Below are 15,958 nucleotides of genomic sequence, written 5' to 3'. Positions count from 1 at the left end.
ATATGTACATTATTCCTGCCATTGACATTTTGAACAAGAAGGTTGTTCGTCTTCGTGAAGGCGACTACAAACAGGTAACCGAATACGATGTTACCCTTGAAGAAATGATTGAACGCTACCAGAGCAACGGCACCAACTTCATCCACATTATCGACCTTAACGGCGCAAAAAATGATTTCAGCAATCAGCAGTACCTGTTTGACGTGATCCGTAAAACTGATATGAAGGTACAGTATGGCGGTGGCATCCGTAGCATCGAAAAAGTAAAAGAGCTGATAGATGCAGGCGTTCACCGCGTTATTGTTGGTACGCAGGCACTTACCAACCCTGATTTTTTACCAGATCTGAGCAAAGAGATCTGCGGCAAAGATAAGTGCTCCGACCAGGTGGTAGTAGCCATCGACGTACTTGACGAGGTAATCAAATACTCGGGCTGGATGGAAAGCTCCCCCATCAAACTGATGGATTACGTTGATAAATGCCTGGCTTTAGGTTTCTTTCGTTTCCTTTGTACTGACATTAATAAAGACGGTAAATTGGGCGGTGCCGGCATTGAACTGTACGAAAAACTGCTTGACCATTCTCCGTTCATTAAGCTGATCGCCTCAGGTGGCGTTAGCTCCATGAGCGATATCGAAAAACTTAACCGCTTAAAAGTTGAGTCGGTAGTAGTTGGCAAAGCCATATATGAGGGCCATATCACCATTGAAAACGTGAAACACTGGAATTTGGACGCGCTGATATCGATATAACCCCCCCCGCCCCCTGAAGGGGGTGCTGCTTAGCAGGTGGATTATTTATCAAGTATAATTTAAATGTTTTTGAAAAGCCGGGTATGAAAAAGAAATTATTTCTGGGCGCTAACCCCGAAATATTTGCTAACGCCAAGGCACTCAGGTATAACATGACACCGGCCGAAACATTTTTATGGAGTCAGTTGAATGTTACCTTTTCAGATATAAAATTCAGGAAACAACATCCGCTGGGGAGTTACGTTGCTGATTTTTATTGTCACAAACATAAACTTGTGATTGAATTAGACGGAAGGATTCATAGCCTTCCTGACGTAATTAAAAACGATATCGACAAGCAGACTTTTCTTGAAGGTCAAGGTTTGAGGGTATTAAGATTTTCGAACAATGAAGTTTTCAATAACTTAAATAAGGTTTTGGAGCAAATAAATATGCAAATCAAAGGCACCCCCTTTAGGGGGCGGGGGGGGTTAGCCAAGCGAATCATCCCCTGCCTCGATGTTAAAGACGGCCGTACTGTCAAAGGCGTAAACTTTGTTGACCTCCGCGATGCCGGCGATCCCGTTGAACTGGCCTGGAATTACTCCAACCAGGGGGCCGACGAGTTGGTGTTTCTGGATATTACAGCAACCGTTGAACGCCGTAAAACTATGGTGGAGCTGGTAAAAGCTGTTGCCAGGCAGATCAATATCCCATTCACCATTGGCGGCGGCATTAATGAAATTGCCGATGCTGATGCACTACTCAATGCCGGAGCAGATAAAATCTCCATCAATTCGGCCGCGGTACGTAACCCTAAGCTGATAGATGAACTGGCCGCCACTTTTGGTGTTCAGTTTGTAGTAATAGCTGTTGATACCCGCAGAATAGATGATAAAAATATTGTGCACTTAAATGGCGGAAGACTACCGACAGAACGCCAAACACTGGAGTGGATCCTGGAGGCTGAAAGCCGTGGTGCAGGCGAAATCCTGCTCACTTCTATGGATCATGACGGCACCAAAGGTGGCTTTGATAATGGTTTACTGAAAACTGTTAATGATGCCGTGCACATTCCGGTAATTGCTTCAGGCGGTGCCGGCAAGGTGGAACACTTTGTTGATGTATTTAAAAAAACCAATGTAGATGCAGCATTGGCGGCTTCAGTGTTTCATTATGGTGAGATATTGATACCCGATTTAAAGCGGACATTACAGGGTAATAAAATAGAAGTTAGGATTTGATGATCCCATAAAAAGCGGCGGCTCTGCGCGATTCCCCACTTGAGAGGGGTGTGGGGGTGTGTTTCTCATCAAGCTTAGAACACACCCCTGCCAGCTCACACAGCTACGCTCCCCTCTCAAGAGGGGAATTTAAAAGCAGTTATTATGAACATAGATTTTGAAAAAACCGGCGGACTTGTCCCCGTAATCATACAGGACGAGCAAACTTTAGAGGTACTAATGCTGGGTTACATGAACCAGGAAGCTTATGATAAAACCGTTCAGGAAAATATCGTTACTTTTTATTCTCGTACAAAAAACCGTTTATGGACTAAGGGTGAGACCAGCAGCAACTTCCTGCATGTAAAAAGCATCAGCATTGATTGCGATAATGATACATTGCTGATCAAAGTGAAAGCCGACGGCCCTACCTGTCATACAGGCTCACGCAGTTGCTTCAATACCGAATTTAATCAAAATTTTATCCTGGAGCTGGAAAATATCATTGCCGACAGGTATACTAACCCGGTTGAAGGATCATATGTAAATAAGCTTCGCAACAAAGGCCTTAACAAAATAGCCCAGAAAGTTGGAGAAGAAGGTGTTGAAACCGTTATAGCCGCCCTTGCCGAAACAGAAACCGACCTGATCAATGAGTCATCAGATCTTGTTTTTCACTTGTTGGTACTGCTTCGCGAAAAGGGTTTAACACTGGAAACTATTGCTAAAAATTTAGAATCAAGGCATAAGTAATATTTGTTCATGGTTCATAGATCATGGTTCATGGCTAATTTGCCTTTAACCTGTTAATTTTGCTATGATCTATGAACCATTAACTATGAACTAAGAATGATCACCATCCAAAAAACAGCCGAACTCACAGGCCATGCCAACCCGATATTCACGCTTGAGTTGTCGCAAAAGCCGGGGATATTGTTTACGGGCGGAAATGATAAGGGATTGGTTGAATGGAACCTGAAAGATTTCTCGTTCATTAAGGTGATGTTCCCTGTAAACGCATCTATTTATGCCATCCACTGCCCATCAGGTTATCCCCTGATGTTTGCGGGTTTACGCAGCGGCGAAGTTCTGGTGTTTGATTTTATTCAGCAAAAATTGCTCAAACCTTTAAGACATCACCGCAAGGCTATCTTTGATATCAAATCATCAGTTAAAAAAGATGAGTTATTAATAGCATCGGAAGATGGCACCGTGTCTGTATGGAGCCTTAAAACGCTTGAAATGGTGCACAGCATAACAATATCGAAGGACACCGTTCGTTGTATTGCCGTTTCGCCGGATCAAAAACAGGTGGCATTCGGTTGCCGGGATAATCACATCGCCATTTACGATCTGGAAGATTATACTATTATTAAAGCGCTTCATGGCCATACTATGGCTGTTTTTGCGCTTGCCTACAGTCCCGACGGAAGTTACATCGCTTCCGGCTCAAGAGATGCCCAGGTAAAGATTTGGGATAGCAGCAGTTATCATGAAATAAAAAATGTTCCTGCCCATTTATTTGCGGTGAACCATATCGCATTCCATCCCACCCTACCCTATTTTGCTACCGCCAGTATGGATAAAAGTATCAAGATTTGGGGATCGGACGATTTTAAACTCTACAAAAATATCAGCAGGGAAAAAGGCTATCCAGGCCATGTGCTATCTATCAACAAATTAGCCTGGGGAACGTCCGACCAGCTCCTTTCGGTAAGTGATGATAAAAAGATCATTTCATGGGAGATTAAATTTGGCTGATAACCTTCTTCAGAAACTTATCGTTCTAAGTTATATAGAATCCAATAATTAATTTCACATAAAGGAATTAAGTAATAATAATCAAAAGTTAAGCTTTAGGCTTTGCGCATTCTGCTTTTAGCCTATATATAAACTACTTTCTCTTCAATATACCCTTTACCATTTTTAGATAAATAAGCGCAGGGCCTAATTAAAAAAACGCCTGATAGCGCATAGGTTATGTGTATGCTTTTTTTGTTCGAGCGAGTATATTCCATCCTCATTAATGGTATCAATTTTAACCTTGCCCGATGCATGGATAATCTGTTCATTATTAAGCATGATACCCACATGCGTTACCCGACCTTCGGCATTATCAAAAAAAGCCAGGTCACCCAGCCTTGCATCCTTTATTGAATCAATTTTACTGCCTTGTTTTGCCTGCATGCTGGCATCACGTTTAATCCTGAGGCCTTTTAGTTTATAAACTACCTGGGTAAAGCCAGAGCAATCAATACCAAAATGTGTTCTTCCGCCCCATAAATATGGCGAATTAAGGAATGATTTAGCAGTAGTTGCAATATCTTCAGGCTCGCCAACTTTACCAATTATTTCAAAGCGCTCATTGCCAACGCGGCATGAGGTTCCCTCCAAAAAAGCAAGTGAGCTGCCTGCCGGTAAATAAACAACGCTGTTATCGCTTATTTTCCAGGCTTGTGTAACGGCATGATAAGTAAGCTTTGGAGGATGGTTCTTAACATTTTTATACGCTATATGACCCAGCATAACAAATTGCAGGCGACCTATCCACCCTACATATCCATCGGTCTCGGCAATGATCTTAACCCAGTTATTTTGCCACTCGGTAATTTCAAACGCTTCGCCAAATAATAATTGCGATACCTGCTCGCTCCGCTCGTTAGGCTCGGCCCTAAGCGGGATTACGGCCAGGTTACATATCCCGTATTCCATAGTTTCTGTAAATATCAAATAAACAAAAATCTCACGCGTATTTAAAACTAATACGCGGTTACATCTTAATATGATATTATTTATATAATTGGTATCTGTAATTTTTGGGATAAAGCTATACGATAATACAAATATTTTTATACTTTTTTAATCAAAACAAGAATGCCTTAACAAAATTCCTGAAATTTAATTTATTGCCAAACAAAAAGGGACATGCATTGCATATCCCTTTTCAATATCATTTAAAAGTATATTTATTCGTTCATGTGCAGCCAGTCCTTTTTGGCAAGCAGCTCTTCTTCGCTTTCGCGGATATCCTCGTCGTCAACGCAGCAATCAACCGGGCAAACGGCAGCACATTGAGGCTCGTCATGAAAACCTACACATTCGGTACACTTATCGGGTACTATATAATAAATATCGTCAGATAATGCAGCCTGTGTTTCTTCGGCATTCAGGGTATTACCATCGCCAAAATCAATTATCCCTCTAAGGCCAGTCCCATCGCTGAAACGCCAGGCCGCTCCTGCATCATAAATAGCATTATTAGGGCATTCCGGTTCGCAGGCCCCGCAGTTTATGCATTCGTCGGTGATTTTAATCGCCATATTTCTAAATATCTAATAATCTCAATTAACTTTGCCTGCAAATTGCAAGCGCACAAATATAACAAAAAAAGGCTTTAAGGGTTTAATCCCCTAACATATATATGTCAAAAATTAATCCAAAAAACTCAATAAACTCATTTTCGGAACTGGGCAGGCAACTTCTATCGCCCGATGTAGCATTAAGCACCCTTATTGAAAATGAACAATATCATAATGCATGGTTTACACCGGCAAGCGTTTCAGAAGCAGTAGCCGCCATCGGCAACATGCTTAACGAGGCCGACCTAATCGCCTGGCTTTCAAAATACGACCGCGAAACGCGCAAACCTGTAAAAAGTATTGGACTGATCCTGGCCGGCAACATCCCGCTGGTAGGTTTTCATGACGTACTTTGCGTTATTGCTTCCGGTACCAAGGCGCTTATAAAAGCATCATCGCAGGATGCCCGCCTTATCAAAGCAGTACTGGAAAAACTCGTAGCTATTGACGCTGATTTTGCCGGCAGTTTTAGCTTTGTTGACAAGCTGGAAGGTTTTGACGCCATTATAGCCACCGGCAGCAACAACAGCTCGCGCTATTTTGATTATTATTTTGGTAAAGTTCCTAACATCATCCGCAAAAACCGCAATAGCATCGCTGTATTGAGCGGTGAGGAAACCGCCCCCGAACTTTTCAATCTCGGCCATGACATTTTAGATTATTACGGACTTGGCTGTCGTAACGTATCCAAAATCCTGGTACCGGAAGGGTATGACTTTACCTTCTTTTTTGAATCGATAGAAGATCATAAGGCCATTATTAATCACCATAAATACAACAACAATTACGATTATAATAAATCAATCTATCTTGTTAACGGTGATAAACATTTTGACAATGGGTTTTTAATGGTTAAAGAAGATGACAGGCTGACATCGCCGCTGTCAGTATTATTTTTTAACTATTACAACGACATAACAGAAGCTGAAAATATCATAAACGAAAACGCCCAAAACATTCAATGCATTGTAAGTACCCTACCCTTACAGGTAAGTAACCAGGTAGTAGGTTTTGGCCAGAGCCAGCAACCCAAGCTATGGGATTATGCCGATGGCGTGGATACGATGGAATTTTTGTCAAGTCTTTAAATAAAATAAATACCTTTGGGGATAAGCTGAAAGCCGAAGGCTGAAAGCTAAAAGCAAACATTTTGCAACTGTTTTTAATTTAACAGTGAAACAGATACAGCTTTGGGCTTTTTGCCTTAAGCTTTAAGCTCAAAAAATGTATATCATAAAAGTTAAAGGTGTTGCTAAAATACCCGATTATGTACAGCTGCGCGATGATAAGTTTACGCTGCTGGCTTATTTCAGGGTTGACAGGCCGGATAAATCGCTTGATAAAGTTGGATTGGGCGATAAAGCCGACGAGATCATGAATATTATCAAAGACCTGCCGTTTGGGCAGATCTTAAAATTAGAGTTATAAAAACGATGATTGGAAATTCTATAATAAAACTAAACAACGTTGATATTTTTCAACAGGCGCACCTGGTACTTTCAAACGTAAATTTACATGTTGATAAAGGTGATTTTGTGTGGCTGATAGGTCAGACAGGATCAGGGAAAAGCAGCCTGCTGAAAGTAATTTACGGCGATTTGGGGATTAAAGCCGGTACTGGTCATGCCTGTGGCTATGAATTAAGCAAGCTGCCCAGCCGCGACATTCCCTATCTGCGCCGTAAACTGGGTATAGTTTTCCAGGATTTCCAGTTATTAACCGATCGTACCATCGAGCAAAATCTCAACTTTGTAATGCGTGCCACCGGTTGGAACGATAAAAAGCTGATTGCAGATAAAGCTCTTGATGTACTTGAAAAAGTTGGCCTGCGGTCAAAATTAAAGAAAATGCCTCACGAACTTTCAGGCGGTGAGCAGCAACGTGTGGTTATAGCACGCGCCTTACTTAATGATCCGGAAATAATCCTGGCCGATGAACCTACAGGCAACCTCGACCCTGAAACATCTGAAGAAATTGTACTCCTGCTCAAACAGATCAGTCAATCGGGTACTGCTGTACTGGTAGCCACTCACGATTATCACATTATTCGCGCTTTTCCGTCGCGTATTATCAAATGCGAGAACGGCAAGGTTTTGGAAGATGTGGAGATATAAACTAAACCATGATTTTTAGGATTTAAGGATGTTCCCGATGTATAAAACTCAAGGCATCCTTAAATCAGGCGAATCATGGTTCTGGTTTGCCCATTTGGCGCTTCCCCTGTCACCCTTTCTTAAAATTACTTCGTGCCACTGACAGCTTGACCGCTTTAGAGTTGTGGCAAGATACTTGATTGGCACTACTCGCTATGAAATTTAACGATATGTTGAAGAAAAAGAAGAAAGAAAATACGGATAATACAGAAAATATAAACGAAGTGAATAACGAGCAATTACATGATGAAGGGCAGGAACAAGCCCCGGTAGCGGAAGCTACGGCCCCGGAAACCCAACAGGAAACTGCTGCCCCAACTGCCGAAGAAAAGCTGAAAGATGAGCTGGCACAGGCCAATGACAAGTACTTGCGTTTATATGCCGAATTTGATAACTTTAGAAGGCGTACCATTAAAGAACGCGAGGAAGCCCGCAAAACTGAAGGTAAAGATGTTATTGTGGCTTTACTACCTGTACTTGACGACTTTGAACGCGCGCAGCGTGCCATGGATAAGGCTACCGAAGTTGCCCCGGTTAAAGAGGGCGTTACTTTGATCCAAAACAAGCTGAAAAATATACTTGGCCAAAAAGGCCTGAAAGAAATGACATCAATAGGCAATGCCTTTGATGCCGACCTGCATGAAGCTATCACCAATATTCCGGCACCTGCTGATGACCTTAAAGGCAAGGTAATGGACGAAATGGAAAAAGGCTATACCCTGAACGACAAAGTGATCCGCTTTGCTAAAGTGGTTGTAGGAGCGTAACTGATTTCGGATTTGAGACTTTCAATTTCGGATTTATCCGGATGTGATAGTCTATCCTGATCTTACACAATATTAAATAATAATAAATCCGAAATCTAAATTTCGGAATCCGAAATTTTTAAAATTATGGCTAAAAGAGATTATTACGATGTGCTCGGGATTGCGAAAGGCGCAAGTGCTGATGACATAAAAAAAGCATATCGTAAAATGGCTATTAAATATCACCCTGATAAAAATCAGGGCGATAAGGAAGCGGAAGAAAAGTTTAAGGAAGCTGCAGAAGCTTACGAAGTATTAAGCACTCCCGAAAAACGTCAGCGTTACGATCAGTTTGGTCACGCAGCTAACGCTTCATCGCCAAATGGCGGTGGTTATGGTGGCGGCATGAATATGGACGACATATTTAGCCAGTTTGGTGATATTTTTGGCGGAGGCAGTCCGTTTGAGGGCTTCTTTGGCGGCGGCCGTCAAAGTGGCGGCGGTGGAAGGCGCGTAGCCCGCGGCAGCAACCTGCGCATCAAAGTACGTTTAACCCTCGAAGAGATTGCCAACGGCGCCGAAAAGAAGATCAAAGTAAATAAACAGATCATCTGTAAAACCTGCGATGGCAGTGGCGCTAAAGATAAATCATCGTTCCAAACCTGTAAAACCTGCGGTGGCTCTGGTGCTGTGCGCAGGGTAACCAATACTATTTTGGGCCAGATGCAAACTACCAGCACCTGCCCTACCTGTAACGGTGAAGGGTCAACCATACTATCAAAATGTAATGTTTGTCATGGTGACGGCGTGGTTCGCGGTGAAGAACTGATCACCATCCAGGTGCCTGCAGGCGTTAGCGAAGGCATGCAGTTGAGCATGAGCGGTAAAGGTAATGCAGCCCCACGCGGCGGTGTTCCCGGCGACCTGATCATCCTGATTGAAGAGGTACCTCACGAAACATTAAAACGTGATGGCAATAACGTGATTTATGATCTGCATGTAAATTTTGTTGATGCAACTTTAGGCACCTCTATTGAAGTGCCAACCATTGACGGTAAAGCTAAAATAAAAATTGATCCCGGAACACAAGGGGGCAAAATACTACGCCTGAAAGGTAAGGGTTTACCGGAAGTAAATTCATATCACCGTGGCGATCAACTGGTGCATATCAACATTTGGACACCAAAAGCGTTAAGCCGCGAGGAACGTGAGATCCTGGAAAAACTGCAGGGCTCTCCTAACTTTAAACCCAATCCGGGCAAAAACGAAAAAAGTTTCTTTGAACGGATGAAGGAATATTTTGAATAGTCTTTTTGAGGTGAAAGGATAAAGGCGAAAGCTAAAAGGTATATGCAAAGCCCGGAGTTGTTATGACTTCGGGCTTTTTAATTTCTCTTGCAATTCTTTTTTAAATTCATCTATTAACATTCTAATTATCTTGGATTCTTCACCTACGATGATTTTCTCATGGTAAAGTTTAGACACCAGTTCATTCTGCGCTACACTTATTTTGTAATAAAACTCTTCAAACAGCACATTGAGAATAACATGCATGTTAAAAGTATTATCAGGATCTCTATATTCCTGAAAAACTACGTTTATCTTAATAAACATGTCTTTCTTTAGAAAAAAGGGACTTAAAGTTTCGATCTTAGCGTAAATAGAATGATCATATTTTGTACGTCTATTATTTTCAATATATTCAAATGTAAACCAACCGCCATGCGAAAAAAAATATTCATTAAACGCATTAAACTTATCTGATATTTTTCTCGCCAAAGGATAAATGCATTCATTAAATACCCTTTCTATAGCAGCTGTTGATTTTTTTTCCTTAGCAACAACTCTTCCATTCAATTGCAATTTTAAAAGCGCAATTTCTTTATCTATATCTTCGTCTTCGTCAATGTCACCTCCCTTAATAGCCTTTAAATATAATTGCATAGAATTTTGCAATCGTTCAATCGCAAATTCAACGAATGGCCAACTATCGCCTACATCTGCCTGGCTTAATAATGAATAATAATTATCTTTTGTATCATCTTTAATTACAACAACGGGATATCCGCTTTTCATCAAGATTAGATTCATTAAAATTCGAGCCATTCGACCATTTCCATCATCGAAAGGGTGAATAGCAACAAATGTATGATGAAAAAGAGCAGCAATAATTACCGGGTGTATTTCAGTGTTTTCACTCACCGCTACATACCAGGCCATCAAATCATTCATTAAGGCTGGTGTCTCTTCCGGCGTCGCATAATAATGAATTTCGCCAGTCCTCGTTTTAACATGATTAGGTAACGATTTATATTTTCCTATTTCTATTCTTTTACGAGTCGGTAATCCTTCAGCGGTTTGTGCATCGGTAAAATCCGGCTTCACTAATAACACCTCGTGAAGTGCACGAATATCACTTTCAGTAAAATCCCTTCCATCTTTTACCAATCTTTCAAGATATTCAACTGCTTGATTATGCCCCTGAATATCCAAATGGTCTTTTAACGGTTTACCTTTAGCGGTAATACCATGCATCAACAAAGCCGTAGTTTCGCCATAGCTTAGTTTATTCCCCTCAATAGCATTGGAGTTATAATTCCAATCCAATCGTAGTTTCTGCATCACCCGCCCTTCAACATCAGGCGGCAGAGGGCGCATGTCGTCTATTTGCTTTTTCAGGCTGTCTATTTCCAGCAGTATGGGGGCTTTACTAAATTCTATTTCGAGCTTCAGGTTCATCATCTAAAGATACATAAATACCTTTTTATTAAATGCTATTTCAATCGCAGAAGTTCACGCTTGAACTTGTTTTATATCACTCCTGCCTTCTCCAGCTCCACCTGCATCTGCTGTTGTAAACTCAACGCTTCCGCACGGGCGGCATCGGCAAAATCTTCGCCATTGCTTGCATATAATATAGAACGCGACGAGTTTACGATAAGTCCACAATCTTTAGTGATACCATATTTGCAAACTTCTTCCAGGCTTCCGCCCTGTGCCCCTACTCCGGGTACTAATAAAAAATTATCGGGCGCATATGCGCGGATGTTAGTAAACTCGGTGCTTTTGGTTGCGCCTACTACATACATGATCCTATCGGCGCCGGCCCAGGTGTTGGCCTTTTTTATCACATTTTCATATAAATAGCCATCTCCCGTTTGCAGGTATTGAAAATCTTTACTGCCAACAGATGATGTTAGAGCTAAAATAATAACCCATTTACCGTCATAAGCGAGATATGGCGTAACACTGTCATTACCCATATAAGGCGTAATAGTAATAGCATCAAAGCTCATCCCGCCCGATTGCCCGTCAAAAAATGCTTTGGCATATTTGTCAGACGTATTGCCGATATCGCCTCGTTTAGCGTCAATGATACTTAAACAATCTTTGGGCAGGTATTTATAAGTATCAATTAAGCTTTGCAATCCCTTTATGCCATAAGCCTCATAAAAAGCGGCATTGGGTTTATAAGCTATGCAGAGATCTTGTGTAGCATCGATGATGCGTTTGTTAAATTCAAGTATAGGATCGGGATGTGATCTTAAAAATTCGGGGATCTTATTGATATCGGGATCAAGCCCAACACATAAAAACGATTTCTTTTTTTTGATCTGTTCAATTAACTCCTGGCGGGACATCATCAGCGGCTTAATAATATTTTAATTGTCAAAAAAACTAAAAATTTGGCTTATGTGTTCTGATATAAGTGATATTTATTTAATTAATTTGAAATTAAAGAATAATTGTTTACACTTGCATCGTTTTCCATTGAATTTTTCTTGCACTAAAGAAACAATTTAAATCACCACGCTTTTTATTATCACTTTATATAATACTTGCATGGGTTTGGATGTTTACTAAAAACAAGGTTTCAAGATCAATTTCTTTCAATTATAGCCTCATATGTTTTTACACATATGGTCAAGCTTTAACACTTGCATAGAAATTTTTGCCGTTTGAAAACAAATTACAATTAAAAAATCCCATTGAACTATAATTCATATCATGTCTGATAAAATTGAATTGAACGACAAACTCGTTTCTGAGTTGCGCGAAATTGCCAGAAATTTAGGTATTGCTGAGGCCGACGAACTGCGTAAAGCTCAGCTTGTTGCCCGTATTATTGAACAACAACAGCTTATTGAAGCCGCCAGGGCTCAACAAAATCTGATTGAATCAAATTATACCCCTACACCCGCGCCAGGCGAAGCGCCTGCTGAAATAACTGAAAAGCCCCGAAAAAGGACCCGTGTTATAAAAACCAAAGATTCATCAAAACCACGTATAGAGGTTCCTTTAGATGATACCAATCTTTTTGATGCGCAGGATGATGAGCCATCACAAGATGATCCGGAAACGGAAATTCCTGCTGTAACTGCAGAAACAGAAGCGCCGCAAGCCGGTGAAACAGTTGCCCGTACGGAAGAAGTTGTTCCGGAAGCCCGCCCGCAAAAGTTTGAGCGCAGGGTTAACAGCAACAACCAAAATCAGCAAAAAGCACAAGAACCGCCAATCAATCTCGACTTTGATAATGTAATTGTAAATGAAGGTGTTTTGGAAATTATGCCTGATGGTTATGGCTTCCTTCGTTCATCTGATTACAACTACCTTACTTCTCCCGATGATATTTACGTATCACAATCACAGATAAAACTATTCGGCCTTAAAACAGGTGACACGGTTAGGGGCAGCATCCGCCCGCCGAAAGAAGGTGAAAAATACTTCCCGCTGGTACGTGTTGAGGCCATCAACGGCCGCATCCCTGCCGAGGTACGTGACCGTGTTCCTTTTGATCACTTAACACCTTTGTTCCCTTCCGAAAAACTGAGCCTCTTCACCGATCCGAACAACTATTCAACCCGCATCATGGACCTGTTTTCGCCTATTGGTAAAGGTCAGCGTGGTTTAATCGTGGCACAGCCAAAAACAGGTAAAACCATGTTATTAAAGGATGTGGCCAATGCTATTGCCAAAAACCATCCCGAAGTATACCTTATTATATTGCTGATAGACGAACGCCCGGAAGAGGTTACCGACATGGCCCGCAGCGTACGCGCCGAAGTTGTTTCATCCACTTTTGATGAGCCTGCTGAGCGCCACGTAAAAATTGCTAACATTGTGCTTGAAAAATCAAAACGTATGGTAGAGTGTGGTCATGATGTAGTGATCCTTCTTGACTCTATCACCCGTTTGGCACGCGCTTATAATACTGTTGCCCCCGCATCAGGTAAGATATTATCAGGCGGTGTTGATGCTAACGCTTTGCACAAACCTAAACGATTTTTTGGTGCCGCCCGCAACATTGAGGATGGCGGTTCATTAACTATCATCGCTACAGCGCTTACCGAAACCGGCTCAAAAATGGACGAGGTTATTTTTGAAGAATTTAAAGGTACCGGTAACATGGAGTTACAACTGGATCGTAAATTATCGAATAAACGTATTTTCCCGGCTATCGACATTACTGCTTCAAGTACCCGCCGCGACGACTTACTGCTTGACCGTGACACGCTTCAGCGCATTTGGATTCTCCGCAACCACCTTGCTGATATGAATTCGCAGGAATCAATGGAGTTTTTACAAGCTCAAATTAGGGGCACAAAAACTAACGAAGAATTTCTGATTTCGATGAATTCGTAATATTTTAGCGATAATGAAGTTATAAGTAAGTAGAATATTATTTGTAACTTCATTATTACTTAATAAATTCCTGATAACTTCGATGGCGAAATGAAGAGACGCGTCAAAAAACACCTTCCAAATGCTATTACCTGCGCCAACCTTTTTAGCGGTTGTATAGGTATAGTTTTCGCTTTCCAGGGCAACCTTATAGTGGCTGCTTATGCCATTTTTCTTTCCTCAATATTTGATTTTTTTGATGGCCTTGCATCAAGGGTTTTAAACTCTTATTCATTTATAGGCAAAGACCTCGATTCGCTGGCCGATATGGTAAGCTTTGGCGTATTGCCGTCAGTGATCATGTACGAACTATTTTTACAGGCTCCGCAATTAGACGGCATAAGTCACCTGTTAAACTTCGTTGCATTCCTTTTACCGGTATTTTCGGCATTGAGGCTTGCAAAATTCAATAACGACACGCGGCAATCAGATAGCTTTATCGGGTTACCAACACCAGCAAACGCCATCCTTATAGCATCGCTGCCTTTAATAGTACAACAGTACGATGCTTTGGCGCATTACATTTTAAATCCTTACTTTCTAACAGTTCTTGTTTTAATAATGTGTACGCTACTGGTATCCGAAATACCGCTCATGTCGCTTAAATTCAAGAACCGCGACTTTAACAAAAACATTTTCCGTTATTTACTGCTCTTGTTTTCGGCAATACTCATACTATTTTTTAAATTTGTGGCCGTTCCGGTGGTTATATTTATTTATATCACCTTATCTCTAATTCAAACAAAACTCACAAATGACAAAGTTCCAGGCTGAAATCGACGTAATGCCCAAAAAAGAAATACTTGACCCACAAGGAAAAGCAGTAACCGGTAGCATGAAAAACCTTGGCTTAGCCGAAATTCATAACGTGCGCATTGGCAAACACATTACGCTTGAAGTAGAAGCTGAAAATGCCGAAGCTGCCAGCGCCAAAGTTGACCAGGCCTGCAAAAACCTACTGGCCAACCTGATTATGGAAAGCTATACCTTTAAAGTATCAGAAGTAGCTTAGAGCTGAAAGCTCAAGGCTTAAAGCCAAAAGCTTATAAATCAAAAAACTTAAAATAAAAAGAAGGCAACTTTTTGGGTTGCCTTTCTTGTTTATATCTAACTTGTAAAAAAGCTTTCTGCTTCCAGCCTTAGGCTTTTAGCTTACAAATTAGCTTCCTTCTCCGCCTTAATTTGCTTTAAAGTGATCAGGTTTGCTGATACCATGCTGTTTACCTGGTTAAACTTTTCAAATATTTCGGCTGGGTTTTGACCTCCGGCTTTACAGGCCAGCTCAACTTCCTGTATGGTAGCCTGGCTTATGGGCATACCAAAAAAACCAAGGTTAGGCTTTAATTTATGAGCTGCCTGGGCTGCTAACGCCCAATCCTGGTTATTTAACGCGTTGCCAATCGTGTTAAGTAAATCGGGCGATTGCTCAAGGAACATACCTATCGAGTCAACAATAAAATCGTCGCTACCGTCGGCAATCTCGTATAAAAAAGAAAGATCAAGATCTTGTTCTGGTGAAATATCTGCCATTATAAAAGCTTTGTGTTTATTCAAAAATATGCTTTTTTACGATTAAGTTATCCTTTAGTTCATCCTTTAGCTGCAAAATATTTTTTTTGAACACAGGATGAATAAGGTCAGGCGCTATCTCGACCAGGGGGATCAGCGTAAAACTGCGTTTATATAATTCGGGATGGGGCACTACCAGGTTAAAATCATGGATCACTTCATCGCCATAAAACAAAATATCAATATCAATAATGCGCGACCCCCATTTAACCTCCCGCTTACGGCCCATTTGCAATTCGATACCCAATATTTTTTCCAACACATCCTGCGCCGAAAAATCAGTTTGGAGCATCAGCACCTGGTTTAAATAGTCGGGTTCATCGGTTTTACCCCACGACTGGGTTTCATAAACCGACGAGATCAATTTAACCGGAGCAATTTGAGCCGAAACAGATTCAATTGCCCGCTGCAGAAACAATTCGCGGGTACCAAGGTTGCTCCCAAGCAATAAAAAAACATCAATCATGTTGTAACAAATATAATGGAAACCGCTCT

General features: G+C 41.3%; 18 protein-coding genes and 1 pseudogene. 13 read left to right on the top strand and 6 right to left on the bottom strand.

Annotated features, from left to right (window positions below; all coding sequences use genetic code 11):
* Positions 1–2: 2 nt before the first annotated feature.
* The 5 genes and pseudogenes from MusilaSJ_RS26775 (at position 3) to MusilaSJ_RS26755 (ending at position 3,715) form a co-directional block, all read left to right on the top strand.
* The gene (locus MusilaSJ_RS26775) at positions 3–752 is read left to right on the top strand and encodes a 1-(5-phosphoribosyl)-5-[(5-phosphoribosylamino)methylideneamino]imidazole-4-carboxamide isomerase (protein ID WP_090526572.1); all 750 of its coding nucleotides are present in this window, start codon (positions 3–5) and stop codon (positions 750–752) included.
* Positions 753–835: 83 nt separating this feature from the next.
* A pseudogene (locus MusilaSJ_RS26770) lies at positions 836–1,180 on the top strand (endonuclease domain-containing protein); the annotation flags it as partial.
* A 3-nt stretch (positions 1,181–1,183) separates the two neighbouring features.
* The gene (gene hisF / locus MusilaSJ_RS26765) at positions 1,184–1,975 is read left to right on the top strand and encodes an imidazole glycerol phosphate synthase subunit HisF (RefSeq protein WP_274990487.1); all 792 of its coding nucleotides are present in this window, start codon (positions 1,184–1,186) and stop codon (positions 1,973–1,975) included.
* A gap of 144 nt (positions 1,976–2,119) precedes the next feature.
* A complete protein-coding gene (hisIE, locus tag MusilaSJ_RS26760) occupies positions 2,120–2,707 on the top strand; it encodes a bifunctional phosphoribosyl-AMP cyclohydrolase/phosphoribosyl-ATP diphosphatase HisIE (RefSeq protein ID WP_091162321.1) in 588 nt (195 codons plus the stop codon).
* A 96-nt stretch (positions 2,708–2,803) separates the two neighbouring features.
* Positions 2,804–3,715 carry a WD40 repeat domain-containing protein gene (locus MusilaSJ_RS26755; RefSeq protein ID WP_274987805.1) on the top strand — a complete coding sequence of 304 codons (912 nt, stop codon included), beginning with the start codon at positions 2,804–2,806 and terminating at the stop codon, positions 3,713–3,715.
* 186 nt (positions 3,716–3,901) lie between these two features.
* Here MusilaSJ_RS26755 and MusilaSJ_RS26750 read toward each other — a convergent pair whose 3' ends face one another.
* The gene (locus MusilaSJ_RS26750) at positions 3,902–4,666 is read right to left on the bottom strand and encodes a C40 family peptidase (protein WP_274987804.1); all 765 of its coding nucleotides are present in this window, start codon (positions 4,664–4,666) and stop codon (positions 3,902–3,904) included.
* Positions 4,667–4,920: 254 nt separating this feature from the next.
* Complete coding sequence (locus MusilaSJ_RS26745; protein ID WP_274987803.1) at positions 4,921–5,274, bottom strand: 4Fe-4S dicluster domain-containing protein; 354 nt, start codon at positions 5,272–5,274, stop codon at positions 4,921–4,923.
* A 101-nt stretch (positions 5,275–5,375) separates the two neighbouring features.
* Between MusilaSJ_RS26745 and MusilaSJ_RS26740 the strand changes: the two genes are divergently transcribed.
* From MusilaSJ_RS26740 to dnaJ, 5 genes are all read left to right on the top strand, one after another.
* Positions 5,376–6,401: an aldehyde dehydrogenase family protein gene (locus tag MusilaSJ_RS26740; RefSeq protein ID WP_274987802.1), complete on the top strand. Its 1,026-nt coding sequence runs from the start codon at positions 5,376–5,378 to the stop codon at positions 6,399–6,401.
* A 136-nt stretch (positions 6,402–6,537) separates the two neighbouring features.
* Entirely contained in the window at positions 6,538–6,741 is a 204-nt protein-coding gene (locus tag MusilaSJ_RS26735) for a fructose-6-phosphate aldolase (protein WP_090526558.1), read from the top strand.
* Between the two features lie 5 nt (positions 6,742–6,746).
* Entirely contained in the window at positions 6,747–7,427 is a 681-nt protein-coding gene (locus MusilaSJ_RS26730) for a cell division ATP-binding protein FtsE (RefSeq protein ID WP_090526556.1), read from the top strand.
* A gap of 194 nt (positions 7,428–7,621) precedes the next feature.
* A complete protein-coding gene (locus MusilaSJ_RS26725) occupies positions 7,622–8,233 on the top strand; it encodes a nucleotide exchange factor GrpE (protein WP_274987801.1) in 612 nt (203 codons plus the stop codon).
* A gap of 126 nt (positions 8,234–8,359) precedes the next feature.
* Positions 8,360–9,520 (top strand): molecular chaperone DnaJ, encoded by a 1,161-nt coding sequence (gene dnaJ, locus MusilaSJ_RS26720; protein WP_274987800.1) that lies wholly within the window; start codon positions 8,360–8,362, stop codon positions 9,518–9,520.
* Between the two features lie 60 nt (positions 9,521–9,580).
* Here dnaJ and MusilaSJ_RS26715 read toward each other — a convergent pair whose 3' ends face one another.
* Both MusilaSJ_RS26715 and pyrF read right to left on the bottom strand, forming a co-directional pair.
* The gene (locus MusilaSJ_RS26715) at positions 9,581–10,954 is read right to left on the bottom strand and encodes a Fic family protein (protein ID WP_274987799.1); all 1,374 of its coding nucleotides are present in this window, start codon (positions 10,952–10,954) and stop codon (positions 9,581–9,583) included.
* 68 nt (positions 10,955–11,022) lie between these two features.
* Positions 11,023–11,853, bottom strand: coding sequence for an orotidine-5'-phosphate decarboxylase (gene pyrF, locus MusilaSJ_RS26710; protein WP_274990486.1), 831 nt, complete (start codon positions 11,851–11,853; stop codon positions 11,023–11,025).
* A 367-nt stretch (positions 11,854–12,220) separates the two neighbouring features.
* Between pyrF and rho the strand changes: the two genes are divergently transcribed.
* The 3 genes from rho (at position 12,221) to purS (ending at position 14,906) form a co-directional block, all read left to right on the top strand.
* The gene (gene rho / locus MusilaSJ_RS26705) at positions 12,221–13,855 is read left to right on the top strand and encodes a transcription termination factor Rho (RefSeq protein ID WP_274987798.1); all 1,635 of its coding nucleotides are present in this window, start codon (positions 12,221–12,223) and stop codon (positions 13,853–13,855) included.
* Between the two features lie 90 nt (positions 13,856–13,945).
* On the top strand, positions 13,946–14,668 hold the full coding sequence (gene pssA / locus MusilaSJ_RS26700) for a CDP-diacylglycerol--serine O-phosphatidyltransferase (RefSeq protein ID WP_091162304.1): 723 nt from the start codon (positions 13,946–13,948) through the stop codon (positions 14,666–14,668).
* Positions 14,649–14,906, top strand: coding sequence for a phosphoribosylformylglycinamidine synthase subunit PurS (gene purS / locus MusilaSJ_RS26695; protein WP_274987797.1), 258 nt, complete (start codon positions 14,649–14,651; stop codon positions 14,904–14,906). The genes pssA and purS overlap by 20 nt, the downstream gene beginning before the upstream one ends.
* 140 nt (positions 14,907–15,046) lie before the next feature.
* Here purS and MusilaSJ_RS26690 read toward each other — a convergent pair whose 3' ends face one another.
* Both MusilaSJ_RS26690 and folK read right to left on the bottom strand, forming a co-directional pair.
* Positions 15,047–15,448, bottom strand: coding sequence for an Hpt domain-containing protein (locus MusilaSJ_RS26690; RefSeq protein WP_274987796.1), 402 nt, complete (start codon positions 15,446–15,448; stop codon positions 15,047–15,049).
* Positions 15,441–15,929 carry a 2-amino-4-hydroxy-6-hydroxymethyldihydropteridine diphosphokinase gene (gene folK, locus MusilaSJ_RS26685; RefSeq protein ID WP_274987795.1) on the bottom strand — a complete coding sequence of 163 codons (489 nt, stop codon included), beginning with the start codon at positions 15,927–15,929 and terminating at the stop codon, positions 15,441–15,443. Before folK ends, MusilaSJ_RS26690 begins: the two co-directional genes overlap by 8 nt.
* Between the last annotated feature and the right edge of the window lie 29 nt (positions 15,930–15,958).

Origin of the sequence: Mucilaginibacter sp. SJ (assembly GCF_028993635.1) — a bacterium.
In the GTDB taxonomy this organism is placed as follows: Bacteria; Bacteroidota; Bacteroidia; order Sphingobacteriales; family Sphingobacteriaceae; genus Mucilaginibacter.
The sequence above is the reverse complement of the archived record's forward strand: the minus strand, read 5'-3'. Positions and strand labels throughout refer to the sequence as shown.